Below are 24,722 nucleotides of genomic sequence, written 5' to 3' on the forward strand. Positions count from 1 at the left end.
GGTTTTTCGCATATTTTCCGTTAAATCACGCCTTGGGCAATCATCGCATCCGCTACTTTGATGAAACCGGCAATATTCGCTCCGACCACCAGATTACCTGGATGGCCGTATTCTTTTGCCGCGGTGATGCTTGTTTGGTAGATATTCTTCATAATGTGGTAGAGTTTCTCATCCACTTCTTCGAATGACCAAGGCATTCTCATGCTATTTTGGGCCATTTCGAGAGCAGAGACCGCTACGCCGCCTGCGTTGGCAGCTTTTGCTGGTCCGAAAAGAATGGAATGGCTTAAAAAGACATCGATTGCCTCCAGGGTAGAAGGCATATTTGCTCCTTCACCGATTGCTTTAACGCCGTTCGCCACCAACATTTTAGCTGATTTTTCATCAATCTCATTCTGGGTAGCGCATGGAAGAGCAATGTCGCACGGAATGGACCAGATATGTGAACAATTATCATGATAGATGGCATCGGGATGTTCCTTGACATATGCCTGGATCCGATCCCTCTCCACTTCTTTTATTCGTTTCAATGTATCGATATTAATCCCCTTGGCATCGTAGATATAGCCGTCTGAATCGCTGCAGGCCACGACTTTTGCCCCTAATTGTGCGGCTTTCTCGATCGCGTAGATGGAGACGTTGCCCGATCCGGATACAATAACCGTGCTGCCGTTGAAGCTGAGGCCCTTGTCTTTCAACATTTCTTCTACAAAATAGACAGTGCCGTAACCTGTTGCCTCTGTTCTTGTTAAGCTGCCGCCATAACCAAGCCCTTTACCAGTAAGAACTCCGGCTTCAAACCCGCCACGGATGCGTTTGTATTGCCCGAACAGATAGCCGATTTCACGTGCCCCAACCCCAATATCACCGGCAGGGACATCTATATCAGGTCCGATATATTTACACAGTTCAGTCATGAAACTTTGGCAAAAACGCATGATTTCGCCATCTGATTTGCCTTTCGGATCAAAGTCAGAACCGCCTTTGCCGCCGCCGATCGGCTGTCCTGTGAGCGAATTCTTGAATATTTGTTCAAACCCTAGGAATTTAATGATGCTCGCGTTCACAGAGGGATGGAAACGGAGGCCGCCTTTATACGGGCCAATATTGCTATTGAATTGTACACGGAATCCACGGTTGACACGGACTTTGCCTTCGTCATCAACCCATGGCACACGGAAGGTAAGGAAACGTTCCGGTTCAGAAATGCGCTCCAGCACATTATTGTCCATATAATGGGGGTGCTTCGCAAATACAGGTACTAGGGAATCAAAGATTTCTTTGACGGCTTGGTGAAATTCTTTCTCATTAGGGTTTCTCTTTTTAACTGCTTCAAAGACTTCATTTACATAATTTTGTGCCTTTTGCAATGAAACATGTTGAACTTCCTGTTGAGTAATGGTCATAATTCTTTTATTCTCCCTTTTTCCTAGTTTATCAACCAGTAGATTTTATAGTGTGTAATATAATATTACAAAATAGAATAAATCATTAAAATACTTAGAAGATGAATTGCTATCTATTTTATATTTTTAGAACAATCAAAACAATATAAAAATTAAACTGCCTGTTCTTACGAATGTTGTATATTATAATAGGAAGTGCTTACATTGCTTTTATATCAACGGAATGAGGAGAATAAAAAAATTTTTATGAACATTATAGATAGGATGGAGGAAGGCCATGCAAAAGGAGATTGAAAATCAAGGAAGCCTGCTTGATGGGAAGGGAGAGTTAAGGGAGGCCGGTTACGCCAAAACGCTTTTGCTCCATTATGATCGTTCGGATATCAAAGCTTCCAAGCTGAGGATCAAGGAGTGGGATTATTATTTGATCCATAACCAACAGCACGCTGTGGCCCTTACGGTTGCTGACAACTCTTATATGGGGCTCATATCGGTATCGTTCATTGATTTTACACAGCCATGGTTCCGGACAGCTTCTATCCTTAAGGCTTTTCCGCTAGGCAAGCTCGGTTTGCCGAACACATCGGAACATGGAAATGTGGTCTACGATGATAAGCGCATAAAGCTGTCGTTCCTCCATCGCGACGGAGGAAGAGAACTAACGTGTTCGATGAAAAACTTTGTGAAGCGAAAGAACTTCTATTGTTCTTTTACCCTTGAGGATGAACCGGAGGACTCCATGGTGATTGCCACTCCTTTCAAAGAGAACCGCAAAGCTTTCTACTATAATCAAAAAATCAATTGCATGAGGGCGAACGGCCATGTGGTTTATGGCCATCAAAAATATAGCTTTGACAGGGATGATAGCTTTGCGGTATTGGATTGGGGAAGAGGCGTTTGGCCTTACAAGAACACCTGGTATTGGGGTTCGGCCTCCGGAATGGCAGGGGGAAAACCGTTTGGATTCAATATTGGCTATGGTTTTGGGGATACATCAGCTGCCACTGAAAATATGTTATTTTACGAGGGGAAAGCACATAAGCTGGATGAGGTAGCCTTTCATATACCGATGAAAGGCAAACGTTTTGACTATATGGCTCCTTGGACATTCACTTCCAATGACCAGCGTTTTGAGATGGCATTCCAGCCAATCATTGACCGCTGTGACTATACAACTGCAGGTATTATATCAAGCGACCAGCATCAAGTATTCGGCCGGTTCAATGGTGAGGCAGTCTTGGATGATGGCAGGAAAATTTAAGTAGAGAACTTGCTGGGGTTTGCTGAGCGAGTCCAAAATAGATGGTGATTCAATCAACTAGAGGAAAATGGTGCCTAATGGTGAAAGGACGAAACCTTCCAGCAGCAAATACGTAGTATATCATCAGAGAAACATGAAGGTGGAGAAGAAAATGGGTTGTCTCGGCAATATTCTTTGGTTTATTTTTGGTGGATTTGTAAATGCCATCGGATGGTTTTTAATCGGTTTGCTTTGGTGCATAACCATCATCGGCATTCCAGTAGGCCTTCAATGCTTTAAGATGGCCAAGCTTCAGTTGGCGCCGTTCGGAAAGGAAATTGTGACAGTCGATAACGGCTTGGGAAGTCTGTTGTTGAATATTTTATGGCTTATTTTCGGCGGAATCCCACTGGCGATAGCCAATCTTATGAGCACCTTGATATTAGCGATTACGATTATCGGCATTCCGTTCGCGTTGCAGTCATTGAAAATGGCGCAGCTTTCTTTAATGCCATTCGGCAAGGAAGTGCGTTAATCGCTTAGTATTCAAGTTGTCTGTATGATGGAAAGGGAAACGGATATTCCGTTTTCCTTTTCATTTTGCCACAATTTTCATGTATCCTTTGAAGAGGAAATGTTAGGCCGATGAGTACTGCCTGTAGTGAAACGGTGATCGTTGGAAGGTGGAAGAGAACCCCAATCGGCCAACGTGGCTTTATGTTGGCGTTATGGGTGCCTGCTAGGTTTATAATAAAAGAGTAAGCAATTTTTCTTTGGACGACTGAGGAGTTGGAACCAATGATTTATCAGAAGACGTTAAAGGGGATTTCCTCGAATATGCTCGAAGGCTTTTTTGGGGATTGGCCTAATCCGCCAAGTCCCTATACTCATTTGAAGCTGTTGCAAAACAGCAATAAGATCATCCTGGCGATTGATGACGATTGGAAGCATGTAGCCGGTTTTGTTACAGCTGTTTCTGATGGTGTTCTGTCAGCCTCTATTCCTTTTCTTGAGGTGTTGCCTGAATATCGGGACCAAGGCATAGGCAAGGAGCTGCTAACTATGATGCTGGATGAATTGAAAGGGATCTATCGGATCGATGTTTTATGCGGATCCCCTAGCCAGCTTTATTGTGAAGAATTAGGTTTATCCCCATCGCAAGGCGCGACGCTATTAGATCAGGACGGCCAATCAGGCATGCATTATCCCGCTTTCTAAAAAGAATAGGAAACAACCCTGCGGGGAAGCAGGAGTGTTTCCTATTCTTTTTTATATAGAGACAAGAAGTACGTCCGTTTACCGCTTGAAAATATGGTAAAAAGAGGTAATGTAGTTTATGAGATTCTTTTTTAGGGGTGGATCGATGATGAAGCTACTGAAACCAAACAAGTTGAACAAGGGCGACAAGGTGGCGGCTGTCAGTCTCTCATGGGGCGGAGCCGGAGAGCCAGATCTGTTATGGCGGTATGAACGGGGAAAAAAGGTGCTTGAAGAGCAATTTGGACTGCAGGTGATCGAGATGCCCCATACATTGAAGGGAGAGAAATATGTATACCAACATCCTGAGGAAAGAGCTAAAGATTTGATGGCAGCTTTTGCCGATCCAACGGTCAAGGGCATCTTCTCCTGTATTGGCGGTGATGAGAGTGTGCGATTGCTTCCATATATCGACTATCAGGTCATCGCTGAAAATCCTAAGGTATTTATCGGGTATTCGGATACGACTGTCACCCATATGATTTGCCGAAAAGCAGGCATATCAAGCTTTTACGGTCCTTCCATTTTGGCTGAGTTCGCCGAAAATGTGAAGCTGTTCGATTATACAGCAGAATGGGTGCAAAAGACGTTATTCAGCAATAGGATCATCGGCGATATCCCAGCGTCCCCTTATTGGACAAGTGAATGCATTCCATGGGAAGATGGCAATGCGATGAAGGCCCGCAAGCTAGAAAAGCATGGAGGCTATGAAGTACTGCAGGGCACTGGAATCCATAGCGGACGTCTGATCGGCGGCTGTATAGAGGTCCTCGAATGCCTGAAAGGGACGGATGTTTGGCCAGAACCACAAGAATGGAAAAATACGCTGCTATTTTTGGAAACGAGCGAGGAGAAACCGGAGCCCGATTTGGTGGAACGATGGCTCCGCAATTATGGTTCCCAAGGGATTCTGCAGAATATCAACGGACAATATCAACGGATTGCTTTTCGGCAAACCGTATGATAACCAGTATTGCGCTGAGTATAAGGAAGCGATTATGCGTATAGTTCGGGATGAGCTGAAATTGGTCAATTTGCCTGTCTTTTTTAATATGAATTTTGGGCATACATCACCTATGTGCGTTTTGCCATACGGTGCTCTGGCCACAATCGACTGTGACTCCAAAGCCTTCCGGATCGATGAGGCAGGCGTCCTGTGACTCCTTTGCAGTAATTGATGCTGTTGACGATTATATGTGTCAACATGAAATAAACCTATTTTTCATCGCTGAACACAACTTCTTCTATATCTTGCAGATCAGGCCTTACTTTATTAGATCGGTCGTTTAGCGATGTACAAACTGAAGCCCTTTGCCTGAGATAAAGGAAACACAGCGAGCGCAGGGGGCTGATGTTTACCAGGGATATAAAAACATAGCCAACGATAAGTGAAACTTTGATTGGTGAAAGAAACAGCGGAACTCTAGCCCAGGATTGCTCACTTTCTGCAGCACATATGTGGGTTTCCGTTTTAACAATAGCCAAAATAAGACGAATCAAGCCATTGCCGGAAGCGGTAATGGTTTTTTATTTTTATAAAACCGCAAAAATGGAAAAGAAATCCACTTTCTCTTTTTTTACAATAAAGTTGAAAGGGGGAAAGAGAATGTTTTTCTTATGGCGATTAAAGAAAGAGCCTGTACATGTCTATATTCAATTGCAATTTTGGTCGCAATTTTTCTTTTCGAGTGTGTTTACCGTGAATTTGCTTTATCAAGCGACAATTGTACAACTGAATCCATTGCAATTGATTTTGGTTGGAACGGTACTAGAGGCAACGGTCCTCCTTTGTGAATTGCCGACGGGTATAATAGCGGACAGAATCAGTCGGAAGGTATCCATTATTTTAGGGTATGTGCTTATTGGAGTAGGCTTCCTTCTCCAAGGGATGGTGCCGCTGTTTTGGGCGGTTCTTGCTTCTCAGCTGATTTGGGGTTTGGGCTATACATGCATCAGCGGGGCGACGCAGGCTTGGCTTGCTGATGAAGCAGGAAATGAAAAAGCATCGGCTGCATTTGTCAAAGGAGCGCGCATGGAACATGCGGCGCAATTTATGGCAATACCGTTCAGCGTTTGCGTGGGCTATTTTAGCCTGACTGTTCCTATTATCATTGGCGGACTGGGGATGATGGGGATTGCATGTATCCTTTTTTATGCTATGAAGGAAAATAACTTCCAGAAAAATACGGGCGTAGACTATTCGATTACAGCGTATCTAAAAAAGACTTTCTTTCATATCAGTGATTTTTGCAGGCGCAGTATGGTAATGAGGCTGTTGTTGGGTATTACCGTCTGTTTTGGCTTTTTCAGCGAAGCTTTCGACCGGCTGTGGGTGACACATCTTCTTGCTAATGATGTGTTGCGCCATTTAAGTGAGTCCTATTCAGTTTATTTTTTTGGAGGCATTCAGTTTGTGGTTGCTCTTCTGTCATTCCTGGCACTTCGGAAGATTGAGGGAGTCTTCTTATTTCAACGGATGAAAACAGTATACCGCCTATTGTTGCTATGCTCTCTGATGCTGGTTGCCGGTGCGTTTGGATTTGCCTGGAGCCGCTCGATGCTTGCTCTATTATTTTTTTACGGAATAGTCCATATCATGCGCAATGTCATGATGCCGATTGAAAATATTTGGCTGAATAGCCTGATACCGGAAACAACCCATCGCGCTGCATTTTTTTCCATGAAGGGCCAGGTTGACGCAATGGGGCAGATTATTGGCGGGCCGTTTATAGGAGCGTTGGCTGTCAGGTCAACCCTTTCCCTGGCCTATACGGCCAGCGCGCTAATTCTTATCCCGGCATGTTTTATGTACCATAAAGCTATGACAATCAGCCGTTCCTAAACAACATACTTGCATGGGCATGGCCGTTTCATTCAGTCTGTCTTCAAGGAAATGGGCAGGTAAATAGACATGCAGATTTTTTCATGAAGCCAATGATGGCATAATTCATCATAAAACTCAAAATCATAGGCCTGTTCACTTACTTCGTACGGGGACAGAGGGAGCCAGTCTTCAATGATATACCTCCACGTTCCCCGGATGCTTTCCGCGAAATCAGCCGGAAGGACTTTCGGAGTTTGAAAGACGGCATACAGAGAAGGGGGAAGGATCAAGCGTGCCATTGTGTCAGGCACGCATGCAGAGTCGGGGCATGACAGGGCGAAGAGATAAGAAAAACCTCCTTGTTCCTCATTCTTCATATTGATGCAATATTCACCGTGGGAGATGGGGGCAAGAGCTTGATAAAGATTGGTTTCTATTTGTCCATCATTCCAATCCCACGACCAAAAGGCGGGAGCATCCCGGGTATATACCGCCTCGTGATCCGTAAAATGATAAAGATAGCCGATTGCAGAAATTGTTTTCGTTTCCAAAATTTTCGGCTGCAATAAGACACCCCCGACGTTCTTTTCATGAAGGGAGGCTAGATTCGGCTTCAATGGCAAAGACGGAGGGCAATGCATCGAATAAAGTCGGGGAGGGCTACCAAAACATTTCTTGAATGCTTTTGTAAATCCTGAATGCGTTTCAAAACCGTATTCCAACGCAGCCTGAATTATTTTTTTGCCCTGTGAGATTTCGAATATGGCATGCTGAAGCCTTCTTTTTAAAATATAATCCATAACCGGGCTGCCGGCGTATTGATAAAATAATTTATAAAAATGAAAGGTAGAGTAACCGATTTTTTGAGCTAGTTCTTGGGCGGTCAACTCTTCTTTTAGATGTTCTTCAATGTAGTCGATGATCGACTGCATTTGGTGGATAATGGGCGGCATATTTGTTTCCTCACAGATCAATCGTATTTTTTAATAGATTATCATAAATGAAAATATGGAAAAAGTTTCTTTTTTGGAGGCGTATTGCGGATTTTGTCGAAAAATAAAATGGGATTCCTGAAGGATGGCCCTAGCACATACAAATATGCCTCGACAGCCCAGTAAAGGGGGAGCCTTTATAAAGGTCTATTGAGGCCGCTTTCGAGGAAAGATGGGGGCTTTATTCAATCTATAGATCTATTTTTAGGGTAGGGGCAGGCTTTCTTGGCTTGCCCTTTTTTAGGCTTACAGGAAAAGCTCCCTCCTTACAGAATATAAAATAGAATGAAATATTTTAAAAGAAAAGGCGGGATTGATTTGGTGAAGGAACAGATCAGGGACAATGAAGATGTTCTGTTAATGCTTGATGAGCTTCTTCGGGAAAAAGCGGGTTTTGAATGGGATTCTTTCTACAAGGACCGGCAGAAAGGAATTCCTTTTTTTGTTGATTTGCCTGATGAAAATTTAGTCCGCTATTTTGAGAGAGGCTGGTTGAGGCCAGGAAGAGCTTTGGAGTTGGGATGCGGACCAGGAAGAAACGCCTTTTATCTCGAAATGAGAGGCTGCACGGTGGATGCGGTCGATTCTTCTCGAGAAGCGATTTCCTGGGCGATGGAACGTGCCCAGAAGAGGAAGGCAAATGTCCATTTTATAACTGATAGTATTTTTGACATATGTATAGATGAAGGTTCCTATGATTTTGTTTATGATTCAGGATGCTTCCATCACATTCCTCCGCACAGGAGAGGGAATTATCTGAAATTGATTCAAAAAGCCTTAAAGCCGCAGGGTTATTTTGCTTTGACTTGTTTTATGGTTGATGGCCCTCTTGGCGGTTACGGCCAAAGTGACTGGGATGTGTATCGGCATTTTAGCATGAGAGGCGGATTGGGGTTTACTGAAGAAAAACTTCTGGATATTTTCCACGCCTTTCACCCAATTGAAATCATCCCGATGAAAAAATGCGGGCCAGATTCTTCTTTATTTGGCGAAGAAGGATTGTGGACAGCCCTTTTTTGTAAGAAAGGATAAAAAATAGCATACAAAGTCAATGTAAAGGGATTCATTATGCACTTTTTCTTCTTCCAAGCGTTATTGTTTGTGATTGCCGGAAAAAGTTTTATAATAATTATCCTGTGCTCATCTATTTGCAGAAGTGCAGGAATCTTACGGATATTTTATTGAAATCTATGAAACTTTTTTCCATTTCATTCCGTTTCTTCATATGGAGAATCTTTTCTCTATTGAGCAGACGTTTTTTTGTTGTTTTAGCCATGTGAAATAGATTGGCGTGTTTGATATTCATCTAGGGAATGAGAGGCACTGCCAGAATAACATCGAGGAGTTTTGAATGAACAGAAGAATCGTGTATGTATTGTCCCTTATTTCATTTGTGCTATTGGCAGCAATCATATGGAGAATGGAAGCCCACCCACAGTCTGTAAAGGCAGTAAAAAATAAAATAGTGGTCATGGATATGAAAGATACAGCCAAGTTGGAAGGAAAGTCTGCAAGTGCCGATAAACCCACTGGAGCACCCCAGATCAAGAATAACTCGGTTTATGTTCCTGCGATGGAATTGGCAAAGCAGTTCAATGCCAAGACATCCTGGAAAGATGGATCGAATGAAATATTTACTATGGCAGTTGGAAGCAGTACGGCGGATTTTTACATAAACCGCAACAAAGCTTACCTCAATAATCAATTATTAACTTCTACGTTAAATGCGTATTACCATAAAGGGGAATTATATTTGCCGGCGGGTATTGTGGCAAAAGCCCTTAACCAGGATATTGCCCGTTTCGGCAACCAGATTGCGGTCGGATCAGGCGATAAAATGGACGCCTATAAGAAGCATCAGATGGAGGGGAAAATCCCCGTGCTGATGTACCATCATTTTGACTACAATAAACAAAATGGATTGACAGTTAATCCGAACGTCTTTTACCAGCAAATGAAATTGTTGAAGGATCAAGGGTATACAACGTTGACGTCCCAGGATGTCATCGACATTGAAAATGGAAAGGCTAAATTGCCGGCCAAACCCCTAATGATTACAATGGATGACGGCTACGAAAGCAATTATACGTATGTATATCCTGCATTGAAGAAGCTTGGCATGAAGGCGACAATCTTCATCATTACGGATTACGTCGAGCATCCGGAAAATCATCCAAGCCCTTATCCAAAACTCACTTGGAAAGAGATGGAAGAAATGAGCGCCAGCGGCGTTATCTCCTTCCAAAGCCATACCAATAATCTTCATTTTGTACAGAATGGCAGCGGAGCAATTGCAGGGCCGCTTATCATTAATGGGAAGCGGGAAACGGACCAGGAGTTCCGCGCCCGGGTCTATAATGACTTGCTCCTTTCTAAGAGATTGCTAGAAGAACATTTAGGAAAGCCGGTCACAACCATCGCGTACCCAGTCGGAAATTACTCGCAGGCTTCAGAGGAATTGGTGAAACAAGCTGGTTTCCAAATGTCCCTGACTACTAAGCCAGGTCTTCTGGACCTTAAGCGGGATACCTTATATGAAGTAAAAAGGGTTAATATTCATGGACATGCTTCTGTGGATTCTGTGTTATCGACAATCAAAAAAGTAGAAGCCATGCCTGAACAAAATGAGATATCAAGTGAAGCGATGATCGGAGAGGGTTTATCTCCCGCTGACCATTAGGTGAACCAACCCGCGTTTTGGAGCGGGAGTCTTTTTATAATGAGATAAACGTGAGCTGCCGTTCTTTACGGCGGCTCTTTTTGCTTGTATCCAAGAGATAACGTAAGCAAGGCCGGTGCTTTTTAACGGCTGGATTAGGGTAAAGTAGATTGAAAGAATGACAGTGGAAGGAGTAGGCAAACTATGAATATAACAAAAACATTCATCCAATCAGCGGACGGCGGGGATGTCTATCAATTCACCATCAAAAATGGCCAGGGAGTACAGGTATCCTGCCTTAACCAGGGCTGCATTATTACAGAAATACGGACACCAGACAAAAATGGCATTGCTGAAAATATAGTGCTCGAATTTGACGATTACGATGATTATCTCCATAACAATACCCCTAATATGGGAGGTGTGATCGGCCGGGTTGCCGGAAGAATGAAGGACGGTGAATTTGAGCTGGATGGCAAGAAGTATTATTTGGCGCGTAATGAGAAAGGAAACCATATGCACGGTGGACCGGCTGGTTTTATTACGAGAGTGTGGGAAGCTGAACCATTTGCGGCAGATGGTGAAGGAGGCATTGTGTTTTCCAGAGTCAGCGATAATGGGGAAGAAGGATATCCAGGCAAAGTCCAAGTGAAAGTAACCTACACGCTTACTGATCAAAATCAATTGAAGATCACTTATGAAGCAATTGCTGACAAAACGACCATTTTGAATCTGACCAACCATTCTTACTTTAACTTAAGTGGCAATGCAAAGGAGGATATTCAGGGCCATAGGCTGAAGGTGGACAGCAGCCGAATCCTAGAACTCAATGAAGAGCTTTTGCCTACCGGAAAGGAACTTGAAGTGGCCGGCACTCCTTTTGATTTCAGAGAGATGCGCCGGATAAAGGAAGGGTTGGAACACAAGGACCGGCAGCTCCAGTATGCGGGAGGGTATGACCATCCTTTTATATTGAACCACCAGCAAGGGCAGGAAATCAATTTATATGAGCCAGTGAGCGGACGAACGCTGGCAGTGGAAACGGAGATGCCTGTGGCAGTCATCTACACGGCTAATTCCTTAACGGAAGATATGGCGATCAGCGGAAAAAAAGGGCATAAACATATGGCAATCTGCCTTGAAACGCAAGGGTTCCCTGATGCTGTGCATCACCCTTCCTTTAAGTCTATTGTTTTGGAGAAAGGCAAGCCTTTCAAGGCGACTACTATTTTCAGCTTTGGCATTGCTGAACAAAAGGATATGTGAATTGTTAATATTTTCTTCATCTATTAAGGTGGCTTACTGGATATAATGAAAAGTATTCTAAATGCATAAGGATGAAGAAATTGATCAGAATAGGCATTATTTTATTAACAAGCGGGATTGTGTTATCACTTCTAACTTCTTTTGGGTTGGACAAGGATACTCCCTATCTTTCATTTTTCCAGGCAGCCGGATTTCTGCTTGGTGTCGTTGGCCTCTTTTTGATGGAGAGAAATCGTGTGCAAAAGAGAGCAGAACAACGAAAACAGAAGCGAATGCAGAAATGACAGTTGCCATGCTGTCATTTCTTTTGCTTTACATGTACACTAGGAGCAGTAAGGAGTGATGTAGACATGTATTTGACGATAAAGGAAACAGCAGCCTATTTATCTGTGTCCGAAACGTATGTGGAACAGCTGATCTTAAACGGCCAAATCCGTACATTATACGATGGTGAGCAGCATTTAATCTTTAAGGATCAGTTCCAGACGCATTTCGAGCAATTGGAAAAGTATAAACACTTAGTGGAAGAATGGCAAAACGAACCGATTCCCGAAGATAAGGATATCAAGGATGAAGACTGATGTATTCATCCTTTTTTAATACCATAATAACGAAGCTTCCCGCTTTATATGGAAGGAAAGGGCGATCTCACTCATCAAGCGTTTAAATAATCAAGCGCTGTCGAAAGCAGAACTTTTGCCGCAATCAGCATGCTTTTTTCATCGATGTCAAACATGGAGTGATGGTGCGGATAGGCGGCCCCTGTGTCCGGGTTTCCTGCTCCTGTGAAAAAGAATGCGCCCGGCACTTTCTGCAGGTAATAGGCGAAATCTTCTCCGCCCATATTGGGTTCCACTTCAAGTGTATTGGCACTGCCGACAACTTGCCGGCTGATCTCGACTAAGCGGTCTGTCTCCTTAGAATGATTGATAACCGGCGGATAACCTTTCGTATAATCGAAGCGATAGTTTGCCCCTGCTCCTTCGCAAACAGTTGAAATGATTTTTTCCATTTGCTCTATAATTTGCTGTTGGACATCCTTATCGAGGGTCCGGACAGTGCCGGAAATCGAAGCGCTTGTCGGAATGACATTGAATGCCTGGCCGGCATGGAAAGTAGCAACTGTCAATACAGCAGGATGAAGGGGATTAATCCGGCGGGAAATAATCTGCTGCAATTGCTGGATAACGGTGGTGCCGACTACAATCGGATCAACCGTCTCATGGGGGCTTGCTCCATGGCCGCCGCGTCCGATGATTTCTATCTCAAATTTATCTGCTGAAGCCATAATCGCACCGGCACGGACGCCGACAGTTCCGATGGGAAGAGGAGTCCAGACATGAGTGCCGAAAATCGCATCGACACCTTCCAGGCAATGATCTTCAATCATAGGGAGTGCCCCTCCTGGTGCCAATTCTTCGGCAAACTGATGGATTAACACTACGTTGCCGGAAAGTTCTTCTGTCATGCCTGAGAGTACCTTGGCAACGGCCAGCAAGATGGCTGTATGCGCATCGTGCCCGCATGCGTGCATCACACCGGGTACAGTTGAACGGTATGGGACATCTTTATCATCCTGGATGGGCAGCGCATCGAAGTCGGCTCTTAAAGCGACCGTTTTCCCAGGCTTATTGCCTCGGATGTATCCGACAACCCCTCTTCCGCCTACGTTCCTCCGCACTTCGATGCCTAACTCTTCCAGATAGGCAGCAATCCTCTCAGGCGTCTCTACTTCTTGAAATGACAATTCCGGATGCTGGTGAAAATAGCGGCGCATATTAACCATTTCGCTATATAATTTGTCTATTTGTCTATAAATATCCTCCATGCAGGCCACGCTCCTTTATCTTGTTCTAACTGGCGCTAAAGCTCCCGTTTCAAATGATGCGCGAAGGCGAAGAAGGATAAGTGGGAGAGCAAGAGCCAGTGAATGAAAACAATCTTCACTGGTCAACGTTTCACTTGATTGTATGATTACTAACTCTAAAACAATCAAACTGTCTAAACAAGACTAAATAGAAAAAAATGTAAAAAAGATGATATACTATAGGAGTTTGGATCATACGTTGGGACAATGGAGGAAGATGAATGGCGAATATAAAAGGAATTGACCATGTGCAGCTGGCCGCTCCGCCTGGTTGCGAGGAGGAAGCCATTTCTTTTTATGGCAAGATTCTCGGCCTGAAGGAATTGCCCAAACCGGAAAATCTCCGCAAAAGAGGCGGCTGCTGGTTTGAATGCGGCAACCAACAAATACATATCGGGGTCGAGAAGGAATTCTCCCCAGCAAGGAAAGCACATCCTTGCTTTGTTGTCGATCGTATTAGCCAATTGAAAGCTGATATTGAGCAAGCCGGCATATCGGTTAAAGAAGAGGTGCCCATTGAGGGAAGGACACGTTTTTTTGTGGATGACCCATTCGGAAATCGCATTGAATTCATACAGTATGACTGATTAGGAACCGTAATCGCATGTAAAGCCGCTTCATTAGGTGCATACCCACTGAATGGCCATCCTAAATCATTGCCCCGTATCCTAAAAAAGAGATATAATATCTTTAGGGTGAAATTGATTATCATTATCATTAGGAAGATAAGGAGGAGAATTATGGAGTTAGCGCAAATGATTAAAAGTCGCCGATCAATTAAACGATTTGAAGATCGCGAAGTTTCTACTGCTTTGATTTCTGAATTATTGGATACAGCTGTATGGGCTCCTAATCATCATTTAACGCAGCCATGGCGTTTCATTTTATTCAACGGCGAAGGCCGAGAGAAATTCGCTAATGCTGTGAAAGAATGGAAAATGGCAAAAGAAACAAATCCCGCCAAGAAAGAAGAAGAGGGAAATAAACTGTACCAAAAGCTTATGTCCAATCCTGCTTTTCTATTGGTGGTCATGAAGGAAAATTCAAATCTCGCGCAACGGGAAGAAGACGCAGCGGCCATTAGCTGCCTCATTCAGAATTTCAGCTTGCTTGCGTGGGAGCAAAATATAGGGATGACTTGGCATACGCAGGGATGGCTTCAGGAGCAGATGGTCCGCGAGGCAATTGGCGTCAAGCCGGGTGAACGGATTGTGGCCAATATTCATCTGGGATATCCAGAAATGATCCCTAAAGCGCAACCGCGTACGCCGGCTGCTGAATTATTGACAATTATCGAATCAAAATAATGCCAGAAAGCCTCGTTCGAAGAAGGGGCTTTTTTGTATGGGCATAAACAATGGAAGATCGTTTGTTTCCATAAAGAAATACAGAAAATGGGTTAGCAGTGCATACTTCGGCACTGCTTTTTCATTTTAAAAAGGGAGGACTGTCACCTGCGGGAATCCCTATGCATATAATAGGCAATTGTTCTAGCTTCGGCGCATAAGCATCTGTAAATAGGAGGAAGGTTTTGGAAAACGCTTATACGGGTAATTGATTCTCTATGAAAGTGAAATTTTGATCGGCAGGGGTTCATTCTGCCCCTAATAGTCATTAGCCTGAATCACCTTAGATTCATACTGGCACTGGATTTCCCGGCTCGTTTTAAATGAGAGTCTTAGCGCTAGTTAGAATGAGATCAATGAAAAAGCGAATAAAAGGAGAGAATCGATGCTGATTAAACTGAATCAACGCGTACATTGTGAAAATGAATATGGAAAACTGGAAAAAGTGGCTGTTTGTTCTCCCGCTTATATGAGCATTTCAGCAGGTATTAATGAAACACAAAAATATTTTGCGGATGAGAAACTTAAGCGTTCTCTTGCGATTGAACAGCATACCCAATTCATACAGATATTGAAGGACCACGGTGTCGACGTGGTTGAATTGGCAGCGGACCGGCAAAAGCCGGAACAGGTCTTCACCCGGGATATTGGATTTACAGTTGGCGATACTGTTTTTCTAGCAGAAATGAAATGCCAGGTCCGAAAAGGAGAAGAGGAAGTACTGAAGGAGTGGCTGGAACGGGAGCAAATCGCCTATAAACAGCTGACTGGATCCCCGATTGAGGGCGGGGATGTCCTTGTCCACGGCAAATATGTGTATATTGGCCTGAGCGACCGGACTGCTCCTAAGGCTGTCGCCGAATTGAAAGGCCTTTTAGGCAGCGAGTATGAACTGGTTCCAATGCCTTTCAAGTCATGTTACCTGCATTTGGATTGTGTGTTCAATATTCTATCGGATGAGGATGCCATCATTTATCCGGAAGCATTCAGTGAGAACGAGTATGCGATTCTTTCCCAAAGATACGAGTTGATCACCGTTTCCAGCCAAGAGCAGTTCTCGATGGGCACGAATGTTTTGAGCATTGGGAACCGGACCGTTTTAAGCCTGCCGTGCAACAAGCAGTTGAACAGAAAACTCCGGCTGCGGGGATATAAAGTGGTGGAAATCGATTTTTCCGAGATCATTAAATCTGGCGGTTCATTTCGCTGCTGCTCCATGCCGCTTAAACGACTGAACGAAAAATAAAATAGGGTTCCACTGACGAAAGCCGCAAATCTTTTTTTGCGGCTTTTATGAATGTTTGAGATAAATAGTGGTCGTAGGTATAAGAAATAAAACTAATCATAAGTAAACATAAAAGGCATAGGTTTTACTAGTGCGGCACCTGGCCTTATGGCATACCTATGCAGAAAAATTCTTGATGGAGGTGGTATTAGAAAAAATCCAGGCGTTGCTTCTTGGTTGTGTTTCTCCTATTCTAACCGGCGCTAAGACTCCTGCTTTATAGGAGCGAAGGCGAAAAAGCGGAAGGGGGAGATCAAGCGCCAGCAAAAATCTGATGGAATGATAGGAAATGAATGAACGCCCACCGATCATAAGTTTGAATGCATATAATGGTGGGTTAATCGGCGGAGATTGGATTCCATTCATCTAAAATATTATTTATACAAGATATTGAATAATTATAATAATATGGATATAATAAATAAAACTATCAGACTATTATAAAAATTTAAAAGGAGTTTACGAGATGAAGAAAATAATGATTTACAGTATGTTATGCGGCGCTTTGCTCTTATTGCTTGCAGGCTGCGGAAAAGACGGGTCCACAGAGGGAGGCGGCCAAAAAACACTGCGGGTGGTGACGGATGCTGCCTATTCGCCCATGGAATTTATGGACAAGGACAAAGTAAGCGGATTTGATATTGATTTTATCAGAGCGGCGGCTAAAGAGGCCGGCTACAAGGTGAAGGTAGAGCATGTCGGTTGGGATCCTTTATTTGTAGAAGTGAAAGTGAAAAGAGCCGACATCGGGATTTCAGCTATTTCCATCAAACCAGACCGGGAAAAATCCTATACATTTTCTGTTCCTTATTTCATCTCCACCAATAAGATTCTGGTGCCTGAGGGAAGCGACATTAAGAGCGGAAAAGACTTGAAAGGGAAAAGAGTCGCTGTACAAGCAGGGACAACAGGCCAATTTGTGACAGAAGATATTCTGGGGAAAAACAATAAAAATATCAGTAAATTTGAGAATACGACGCTCGCCATTATGGAACTGACGAAAAAAGGAGCGGATGCCGTCGTAGCTGACAACGCGGTCATCGAGGAATACGCGAAGAAAAACCCAGACAAAAAATTAAATGTAGTGGAAGACCCATCCTTTGCCGGCGAGTATTATGGAGTCATCTTTGAAAAAGGAAACAAGAAATTGAAGAAAAAATTTGATGAGGCCATCAATACACTTTTCGAGAATGGAACCTATGAAAAAATCTATCAAAAATGGCTTGGATCTACACCTGATATCGAAACATTGAAGGAACAGCAGAAGAAGTAACAGGATAAACTGCCGTAGATTGAGGGTTTCGGTGCTGGACTCTCCATAAGAATAACTGGAGGAGACATTATGAATTTCGATTTTTCCATTATTGTAGAATATGCCCCCTTATTATTGCGGGGAACGCTATATACACTCATGCTTTCGTTGGTCGGAATCTTAATTGGGACGATACTCGGCTTGTTGATCGGCTTAGGCAAAATGATGCGCAACCGGATATGGGCGTTTCCGTTTACCGTCTATATTACCTTTTTCAGAGGCACGCCTTTATTCGTCCAATTGCTGATCATCCATTTCGGCGTGGTGCCAATGTTTATAGGTGAAACAAACGCCATTATGGCAGCACTGCTGGCATTATCGCTTAATTCCGCCGCCTATATCGCAGAGATTTTCCGCGGGGGAATCAAGTCGATCGATTCAGGCCAAATGGAAGGGGCCCGTTCTTTGGGAATGACACATGTCCAGGCGATGCGGTATGTTATTCTGCCACAGGCTATCAAAAGGATCATCCCGCCTATGGGGAACGAATTTATCGTATTGATCAAAGAATCGTCTATTGCAGCCGTTATAACGGCGCCTGAACTCATGTATTGGTCCCGCAATATGCAGAGCCAATATTTGAAGGTCTGGGAGCCGTATCTTACGGCAGCCGCCATTTATTTGATTTTGACGATGACGTTGAGCTTCGTGCTTAGCAGAGTGGAAAGAAGGTTGGATACAGAATGATTACAGTGAATAAATTAAAAAAGGCATTTGGCGATAATGAAGTGCTTAAGGATATTTCCGTTACCATCGATCCCCGGGAGGTTGTGGTCGTAATCGGCCCGTCTGGTTCGGGAAAATCGACCTTTCTTCGTTGCATCAACTTATTGGAAGACATCACGGACGGACAGATCATTGTGGAGGGAATGGATATCACCGATAAAAAAAGTAATATCAACGAACTGCGCATGAATGTAGGGATGGTCTTTCAACAATTCAATCTCTTTCCCCATAAAACCGTCCTGGAAAATATCATGCTTGCTCCGGTGAAGGTAAAAGGCGTCTCTAAAGAAAAAGCAAAGGAAAAGGGAATGGAACTGCTCCGTAAAGTGGGCCTCGAAGCAAAGGCCGATGCTTATCCAAATTCGCTTTCAGGCGGCCAGAAACAGCGCGTGGCCATCGCCCGTGCACTGGCAATGGAGCCGAAAGTCATGTTATTCGACGAACCGACCTCCGCTCTTGATCCCGAGATGGTCGGCGAAGTGCTTGAGGTAATGAAGCAGCTTGCCCTGGAAGGAATGACAATGGTAGTGGTCACCCACGAAATGGGATTTGCCCGCGAAGTCGGAGATCGTGTCATTTTTATGGACGAAGGTTATATCGTGGAAGAAAACAAGCCAGCCGAGCTGTTCGCCAATCCGCAGCATGAGCGGACAAAGGCCTTTTTAAGCAAGGTGCTATAGCAGGAAAAACGGGGATGCATCGCATTGCCGTTTTTTTTTAGGGCAGCTAGCAAGAGGATGAATCCCCGCTTGTCTATCATTTTTTTTATGGGCCAGGCATATGTATGTTGCAAAGGAGCTGGTTCTAAGATGAAGCGTCGCAGGTGGAAGGTACGCAAAAGAATGGCATTGCCCGTGCCAAGGGGACCGCTGGGATTCAAGAAAGTTATGCTATATTCACTGATTTTGTTTTTGCTGTTGAATTTTCTGACGCTGTGGTTTGTTGACCAGTCCATCACCCCGATTATCAAGAGTGTCGCCAAAACAGAAGTAAAGCGTATAGCTATACAAGCTATTATTGATTCCGTTGAAGAAAATATAAAGAAACAGGGAAATATCGATAAATTGATTGTAGAAGAAAAAAGGGAGGGGATGGCGCCTACCTATCGTTTCGACAGCGAAATCTATACTACTTTCCTCGCCAACACAACGAAGGGAATCGAGAAACGGTTGGGAATCACCACCGATCATCTGGGAGAATCCAATAATATCCAAGAGGTGGAAGCGAATCAGTTGGATAATATCGTCTATTATATTCCGTTGGGGGTAGCCACCGGGAATACAATCCTTTCTAATCTTGGGCCGAAGATTCCGGTGGAACTGGCTTTTACCCGCGATGTCCGGCCTAAATTCAGAACAGAAATGACCAATGGTGGAATCAATAATACCTTTCTGGAAGTCTTCGTCGATTTTGAGGTTGATCTGAAGATTGTCATCCCGTTTGCAACGGAAGAAACCCCGATTAAGTTTGAAACCAGTCTCGGAGGCAGATTTATCCCTGGTGAAGTACCCAGCTATTACAGCAATGGGCAAAGCCTTCCTGCACCTGTCTTGACGGAAGAAATCAAAAAAAAGAAAAAGGAAAAAAATGAATAATTTCCTATTATTGGATTTGTTGTCTATGTATAATAGTAAAAAAGCGCGGGGTGAGAAAATGATTGTAAAATTGCAAGAAGATTCGATGGAAAAAGTCATGAAGTACGTAAAAAAGCAGCCCGCTCTTAACTTGTTTATCATAGGCGATCTTGAAAATTTTGGATTCACGCATGATTTTCAGGAGTTATGGGGCGATTTGGATGAGGAAGGAAATCTTCAGGGGGTCTTGCTGAGATATAGGAATTCCTTCATTCCATATAGCGAGGGGGAGCATGACATCGCGGGATTTGCAAAGATTATTGAGACATTTGATGGCCCTTTGGCATTCTCTGGATGTGAAGAGGTGATTGAGCGTTATGAACCGTTCATTGGGCATCTGATGGGCCGGAAAACACGCACTTATTTTTGCCAATGCACAAAAGACAGCTTCGTTCCCTGCCACGATGGCAAAGTGGAGATCCAGAGAGCGGATTTAGGAATGATTGATGATGTTACAGATCTTTTGGAGACAATTGAAGAATTTTCTTTGCGGCCGGATATAAGGGAATCCAATCGGCACAGGATCGAATCGGGTACTGGACGCACCTATTTCATTGCAGAGAATGGAAAACCTATTTCCTCCGCCTCCACTACGGCAGAAAATACAAACTCTGCTATGGTGATGGCCGTTTGTACGGCAAATGAAGCAAGGGGGAAAGGATATGCCAGCCGTATCGTCAGCAAGTTGGCCAGCGATTTACTGAAAGAGGGGAGAGTACCCTGTCTGTTCTATGATAATCCGGTTGCCGGGAAAATATATAAGGCTATCGGCTTTCGTGATATCGGCAAATGGACTATGTATCGTTGAAAAGAAGGAAAACCACGGACTGCTGTCGGTGGTTTTTTCGTATATCACAGAAAGTAGCTTTCTTTGGATAAATGGTGGAACGCAGCTTTCAGCGAATTATGCGTCTCGATCCCTGCGAAAGAAAGCCCCAGTTGGACGGTCGTCTGTGCAACCTCCGGACGGATGCCGGTTAGGATGGTTTTCACCCCGATCATTTTGAGGGCAGCAATTAATTGGAAAATTTGCTGGGCTACCATCGTATTGACTAAGATTACACCGGACAGATCGATGATAAGAATGTTAATCTGCGTCTCGACACTTTGCTGTAAGGTGGTGTCCATCATTGTCTTTGCCCGTTCCGTATCAATATCGCCTATAAGCGGCAGCAGGCCGATTTGATTGGTCAATGAAATAATCGGCGCGCTTAGCTCCTTTATTAATGTGGATTGGGAGGCAAGGCGGTTCAGCAACAGTTCCAGGTAATGGGCTGAAAAGCTCTGCAACGTGAAGTCCAAACCGGCGTTCAATTGCTCGGTGCAATAAAAAAGATCCTCTAGATCCATGGAATTTGCATTATCTTTTATGAAGGATAATACAAACCTCATCATTACTTTGCGGAATAGTAAATTATTTTCGAGCACATCCGTTAAAGTAGTGGCTGATCCAAATCTTTCAGCTGCTGTCTGGACAGTCCATTCAGCTATTGTTTCTTGCATTTGTTCCTCTGTTTTTGTCAAAGAATCGGCAATCAGAATCAAATATTTGGCCATTTGTTTTTTGACTTTTACTTGTTTCTGCTCTGGTGCATCTATAGAAAAATCAGAGTTTTCTTTGATGGTTAGCTCTTTATGCCAGCATTCAGAAAATGCATCAGCGTGCTTGACCAAATAATCATGTAGAGCAGCGATTTGTTCGTTCATGTATACTCCCCCTCTCTTATCCTTATTGTTCATGAAATGGGCAAACATGTCAATTCAGAGTGGCGGACATTATCGTTAAAGACATGTTTGCGCCTATACAGGACAATATGGGGGTTGCAAGTTTTATTCCAAAAGTTCATAATAATATAAAATTCTGTTAATTTAATGGAATAGGAGTTGTCGGAATGAAAGTCGTTAAATTCGGAGGATCATCCTTATCATCGGGTGAACAATTAAAAAAAGTCTACCAAATCGTCACTAGTGACCCAGAGCGGAAGATTGTCGTGGTATCTGCGCCCGGAAAGCGATCGCCTGAGGATACGAAAGTGACAGATCTGTTGATTCAATGCGGCGACAGTTATCTGAAAAATGGACATTGCGGCGATGAAGCGGAAGTATTGATCGAGCGATATGCCAGCATTGCCCGTGACTTGGAGCTGCCACAACATGTAATGGAAGAAATCAGATCCAATATTAAAGAAGTGCTGGAAAGTGACCGCACGGATGCTGAAAAATACATGGATACGGTGAAAGCGAGCGGTGAAGATAATCATGCCAAATTAATCGCTGCTTATTTCAATAAGATGGGGTCAAAAGCTACATATGTGAATCCTCAGGACGCCGGCTTGTACGTGAGCGATGAACCCGGAAATGCCCAAGTGCTGCCGACATCCTATGAAAGTCTGCTGAAGCTGAGGGATTATGAGGGGATTGTCATCTTTCCGGGTTTCTTTGGATATACAAAGGAAGGGAAGATTGCGACGTTTTCGCGAAGCGGTTCCGACATTACAGGCAGTATTTTGGCTAATGGGACAAAAGCGAAGGTATATGAAAACTTTACGGATGTCGATGCGGTTTATTCTGTAAATCCTACTATCGTCAATCAACCGAAGGAAATCAAAGAATTGACTTACCGTGAAATGCGTGAACTCTCTTATGCCGGCTTTTCGGTCTTTCATGATGAAGCGTTGATCCCCGCTTTTCGGGCGGGCATCCCGGTGAATGTGAAGAATACCAATAATCCAAGCGCCCCAGGTACATTGATTGTTAATGAACGGGAGAATACAAATGGACCTGTCATCGGAATTGCTTCCGATAAAGGGTTCTGCAGTATTTATATCAGTAAATACTTGATGAACCGTGAACTTGGATTTGGGCGAAAGCTTCTGCAGATACTTGAGGAACACGGCATCTCTTATGAGCATGTCCCGTCCGGCATAGATGATATCACGGTTATTATCCGGGAAAGCCAGATGAATTCAAAAGATGAAGCGTTGATTGTCGAACGCATTTACGATGAGCTCCATGCCGATAATGTGAAAGTCGAGCGTAATCTCGCCATGCTGATGATTGTAGGAGAAGGCATGCGGCAAAATATCGGCACCACAGCGCGTGCATCAAAAGCGCTGGCAAACGCCGGGGTTAATATTGAAATGATCAATCAGGGTTCATCAGAAGTCAGCATGATGTTCGGAGTTAAAGGAAGCAATGAACATAAGGCAGTAGAAGCCCTTTACAATGAGTTTTTTGTGCCAGTCGCTGCGCTATGAACAGAAAAAGGGAGAAGCCAATCGGCTTCTCCCTCTGCTCTTGTCACAGGATTGGCGTCAATAAACGGGAAATGGATTCCTTGAACCGGATAAGGTATGAACGCTTATTATAGTCCTCCAATGTCAGTTGTTTCGAAAGCGTCAAATCGTAGGTGAAAGATTCAGCCAATTGCTTTGAAAGCCTTGAACTATAAATGAAGGCATTTACTTCAAAATTCAGGCGGAAGCTCCGAACGTCGATGTTTGCTGTTCCGACTGAGGAAACCTCTTCATCCACCACAATCGTTTTGGCGTGGATAAAGCCATTTTCATAAACGTACACTTTTGCTCCGGTTTTTAAAAGTTCGCCAATATGCGACATGGTTGCCCAATATACAAAGATATGGTCCGGCTTATCTGGAATCATGATTTTAACATCTTTGCCGGCCAAACATGCTATACGGAGGGCTTCGAACAGGCTTTGATCAGGAATGAAATACGGTGTTTGAATCAGTATGGATGATTTGGCGCTAAGAATCATCTTAATATAGCCTTGCTTGATCGTTTCCCATTCCGAATCCGGGCCGCTGGTGACGATCTGTATGCCAGTATGGCCTTTTTTTGTATTGGGCGGAAAAAGATTAGGGCTGTATTCAATATCATGCCGATGAGATGCCAGATTCCAATCCAGGATAAACCGTGTCTGCATTTCATAAACCGCACTGCCTGTTATTCGGAGATGCGTATCGCGCCAATAGCCAAATTTGGCGTTGAGGCCAAGGTATTCATCGCCAATATTAAAACCGCCTACATAGCCCACAGATCCATCGATAATGACGAGTTTGCGGTGGTTGCGGTAATTTAGCCTCAGGTTGATCAGATGAAGCTTTGAAGGGAAGAAGACTTCAACTTCTCCTCCGGCTGCTATCAATTCTTTGAAGGCTCTTTTGGATAAACCGCGCGAGCCGAGCTCATCATACAATACGCGCACTTTTACGCCCTCTTGCGCTTTTTTGGTCAGCTCAGCTATGACTTCCTTCCCCAAATGGTCATTATGAATGATGTAATATTGCATATGTATATATTGCTTCGCTTTTTGGATGTCCTTAATCAGATTGTAGAACTTTTCCTGGCCATCCGTATAGATCGTCACATCATTATCGAATGACAAGAGTGCAGAATTGTTCTTCAGATTCATGTAAATTAAATCTAAATGTTCCTTGGATGAACAATTATGGAGCGGGAAGGTCGCTGTTTGGATTTCCCTGATTTGTTCCATAACCATCGCTTTCTTTTCTTGTTTTTGGGGGCCATCCCAATGGAACATATGCTTTCTGCTTAAATTCTGCCCGAACAGCAGATACAAGACGAAACCAAGGAGGGGAATGAAGAATAAGACCAAAAGCCAGGCCCATGTAGAAGTGGCATCGCGCCGTTCCCTGAAGATAACAAAGATGGCTAATAAGATATTCAAAACTAAAAGACAATTAATGCTAATGCTTAATATACTCATGTAGAAGTCCTCTTTCGATAGTAATGCCCCGCTTTACCTATTATAATACGCTTTTTCTTTTATAGAGAACCATAAGTATAGGTTCCGCAAGTAAATAGATGAGATTTTTTATTCGGAATTATCAGTTAAAAATAGTAAAATGAACATACATTTTTGTTC

Annotated in this window: 23 protein-coding genes and 1 pseudogene; 19 read left to right on the forward strand and 5 right to left on the reverse strand. The window is 43.7% G+C overall.

Annotated features, from left to right (window positions below):
* Positions 1-20 precede the first annotated feature (20 nt).
* Entirely contained in the window at positions 21-1,406 is a 1,386-nt protein-coding gene (gene gdhA / locus BN1765_RS04045; RefSeq protein ID WP_050613957.1) for an NADP-specific glutamate dehydrogenase, read from the reverse strand.
* Between the two features lie 277 nt (positions 1,407-1,683).
* On the opposite strand from gdhA, the gene BN1765_RS04050 reads away from it, so the two are divergent.
* From BN1765_RS04050 to BN1765_RS04070, 5 genes and pseudogenes are all read left to right on the forward strand, one after another.
* Entirely contained in the window at positions 1,684-2,667 is a 984-nt protein-coding gene (locus tag BN1765_RS04050; protein ID WP_050613958.1) for a DUF2804 domain-containing protein, read from the forward strand.
* Positions 2,668-2,818: 151 nt separating this feature from the next.
* Positions 2,819-3,181 carry a YccF domain-containing protein gene (locus tag BN1765_RS04055; protein ID WP_050613959.1) on the forward strand — a complete coding sequence of 121 codons (363 nt, stop codon included), beginning with the start codon at positions 2,819-2,821 and terminating at the stop codon, positions 3,179-3,181.
* A 263-nt stretch (positions 3,182-3,444) separates the two neighbouring features.
* Entirely contained in the window at positions 3,445-3,864 is a 420-nt protein-coding gene (locus BN1765_RS04060) for a GNAT family N-acetyltransferase (RefSeq protein ID WP_050613960.1), read from the forward strand.
* A 148-nt stretch (positions 3,865-4,012) separates the two neighbouring features.
* Positions 4,013-5,063, forward strand: a pseudogene (locus BN1765_RS04065) (S66 family peptidase).
* A 446-nt stretch (positions 5,064-5,509) separates the two neighbouring features.
* Entirely contained in the window at positions 5,510-6,745 is a 1,236-nt protein-coding gene (locus BN1765_RS04070; RefSeq protein WP_050613961.1) for an MFS transporter, read from the forward strand.
* A 32-nt stretch (positions 6,746-6,777) separates the two neighbouring features.
* On the opposite strand, the gene BN1765_RS04075 is transcribed toward BN1765_RS04070, so the two are convergent.
* Positions 6,778-7,680: an AraC family transcriptional regulator gene (locus tag BN1765_RS04075; protein WP_069202986.1), complete on the reverse strand. Its 903-nt coding sequence runs from the start codon at positions 7,678-7,680 to the stop codon at positions 6,778-6,780.
* A gap of 360 nt (positions 7,681-8,040) precedes the next feature.
* Between BN1765_RS04075 and BN1765_RS04080 the strand changes: the two genes are divergently transcribed.
* The 5 genes from BN1765_RS04080 (at position 8,041) to BN1765_RS04100 (ending at position 12,225) form a co-directional block, all read left to right on the forward strand.
* Positions 8,041-8,751 (forward strand): class I SAM-dependent methyltransferase, encoded by a 711-nt coding sequence (locus BN1765_RS04080; RefSeq protein WP_050616669.1) that lies wholly within the window; start codon positions 8,041-8,043, stop codon positions 8,749-8,751.
* A 319-nt stretch (positions 8,752-9,070) separates the two neighbouring features.
* A complete protein-coding gene (locus BN1765_RS04085; protein ID WP_050613962.1) occupies positions 9,071-10,399 on the forward strand; it encodes a polysaccharide deacetylase family protein in 1,329 nt (442 codons plus the stop codon).
* Positions 10,400-10,582: 183 nt separating this feature from the next.
* Complete coding sequence (locus tag BN1765_RS04090; protein ID WP_050613963.1) at positions 10,583-11,644, forward strand: aldose epimerase family protein; 1,062 nt, start codon at positions 10,583-10,585, stop codon at positions 11,642-11,644.
* An 80-nt stretch (positions 11,645-11,724) separates the two neighbouring features.
* Complete coding sequence (locus tag BN1765_RS04095) at positions 11,725-11,928, forward strand: hypothetical protein (protein WP_050613964.1); 204 nt, start codon at positions 11,725-11,727, stop codon at positions 11,926-11,928.
* Positions 11,929-11,994: 66 nt separating this feature from the next.
* Positions 11,995-12,225 (forward strand): excisionase family DNA-binding protein, encoded by a 231-nt coding sequence (locus tag BN1765_RS04100; protein WP_050613965.1) that lies wholly within the window; start codon positions 11,995-11,997, stop codon positions 12,223-12,225.
* Positions 12,226-12,299: 74 nt separating this feature from the next.
* Here the strand turns inward: BN1765_RS04100 and BN1765_RS04105 are convergent, their stop codons facing one another.
* The gene (locus BN1765_RS04105) at positions 12,300-13,472 is read right to left on the reverse strand and encodes a M20 metallopeptidase family protein (protein WP_050613966.1); all 1,173 of its coding nucleotides are present in this window, start codon (positions 13,470-13,472) and stop codon (positions 12,300-12,302) included.
* A gap of 260 nt (positions 13,473-13,732) precedes the next feature.
* On the opposite strand from BN1765_RS04105, the gene BN1765_RS04110 reads away from it, so the two are divergent.
* From BN1765_RS04110 to BN1765_RS04145, 8 genes are all read left to right on the forward strand, one after another.
* On the forward strand, positions 13,733-14,098 hold the full coding sequence (locus tag BN1765_RS04110; protein WP_050613967.1) for a VOC family protein: 366 nt from the start codon (positions 13,733-13,735) through the stop codon (positions 14,096-14,098).
* Positions 14,099-14,251: 153 nt separating this feature from the next.
* A complete protein-coding gene (locus BN1765_RS04115) occupies positions 14,252-14,818 on the forward strand; it encodes a nitroreductase family protein (protein ID WP_050613968.1) in 567 nt (188 codons plus the stop codon).
* A gap of 424 nt (positions 14,819-15,242) precedes the next feature.
* A complete protein-coding gene (locus BN1765_RS04120; RefSeq protein ID WP_050613969.1) occupies positions 15,243-16,103 on the forward strand; it encodes a dimethylarginine dimethylaminohydrolase family protein in 861 nt (286 codons plus the stop codon).
* A 505-nt stretch (positions 16,104-16,608) separates the two neighbouring features.
* Positions 16,609-17,415 carry a basic amino acid ABC transporter substrate-binding protein gene (locus BN1765_RS04125; RefSeq protein ID WP_050613970.1) on the forward strand — a complete coding sequence of 269 codons (807 nt, stop codon included), beginning with the start codon at positions 16,609-16,611 and terminating at the stop codon, positions 17,413-17,415.
* A 69-nt stretch (positions 17,416-17,484) separates the two neighbouring features.
* The gene (locus BN1765_RS04130; protein ID WP_050613971.1) at positions 17,485-18,141 is read left to right on the forward strand and encodes an amino acid ABC transporter permease; all 657 of its coding nucleotides are present in this window, start codon (positions 17,485-17,487) and stop codon (positions 18,139-18,141) included.
* Positions 18,138-18,860: an amino acid ABC transporter ATP-binding protein gene (locus BN1765_RS04135; RefSeq protein ID WP_050613972.1), complete on the forward strand. Its 723-nt coding sequence runs from the start codon at positions 18,138-18,140 to the stop codon at positions 18,858-18,860. The genes BN1765_RS04130 and BN1765_RS04135 overlap by 4 nt, the downstream gene beginning before the upstream one ends.
* Before the next feature lie 129 nt (positions 18,861-18,989).
* On the forward strand, positions 18,990-19,775 hold the full coding sequence (gene yunB / locus BN1765_RS04140; protein ID WP_187119420.1) for a sporulation protein YunB: 786 nt from the start codon (positions 18,990-18,992) through the stop codon (positions 19,773-19,775).
* A 58-nt stretch (positions 19,776-19,833) separates the two neighbouring features.
* Positions 19,834-20,622 carry a GNAT family N-acetyltransferase gene (locus BN1765_RS04145; RefSeq protein WP_069203062.1) on the forward strand — a complete coding sequence of 263 codons (789 nt, stop codon included), beginning with the start codon at positions 19,834-19,836 and terminating at the stop codon, positions 20,620-20,622.
* A gap of 44 nt (positions 20,623-20,666) precedes the next feature.
* Here BN1765_RS04145 and BN1765_RS04150 read toward each other — a convergent pair whose 3' ends face one another.
* Complete coding sequence (locus BN1765_RS04150; protein ID WP_050613975.1) at positions 20,667-21,521, reverse strand: STAS domain-containing protein; 855 nt, start codon at positions 21,519-21,521, stop codon at positions 20,667-20,669.
* Positions 21,522-21,706: 185 nt separating this feature from the next.
* Between BN1765_RS04150 and BN1765_RS04155 the strand changes: the two genes are divergently transcribed.
* Positions 21,707-23,071 carry an aspartate kinase gene (locus BN1765_RS04155; RefSeq protein WP_050613976.1) on the forward strand — a complete coding sequence of 455 codons (1,365 nt, stop codon included), beginning with the start codon at positions 21,707-21,709 and terminating at the stop codon, positions 23,069-23,071.
* Between the two features lie 43 nt (positions 23,072-23,114).
* Here the strand turns inward: BN1765_RS04155 and cls are convergent, their stop codons facing one another.
* Entirely contained in the window at positions 23,115-24,563 is a 1,449-nt protein-coding gene (cls, locus tag BN1765_RS04160) for a cardiolipin synthase (protein ID WP_050613977.1), read from the reverse strand.
* Between the last annotated feature and the right edge of the window lie 159 nt (positions 24,564-24,722).

Origin of the sequence: Bacillus testis, from assembly GCF_001243895.1 — a bacterium.
Classification (GTDB): Bacteria; Bacillota; Bacilli; order Bacillales; family DSM-1321; genus Bacillus_AD; species Bacillus_AD testis.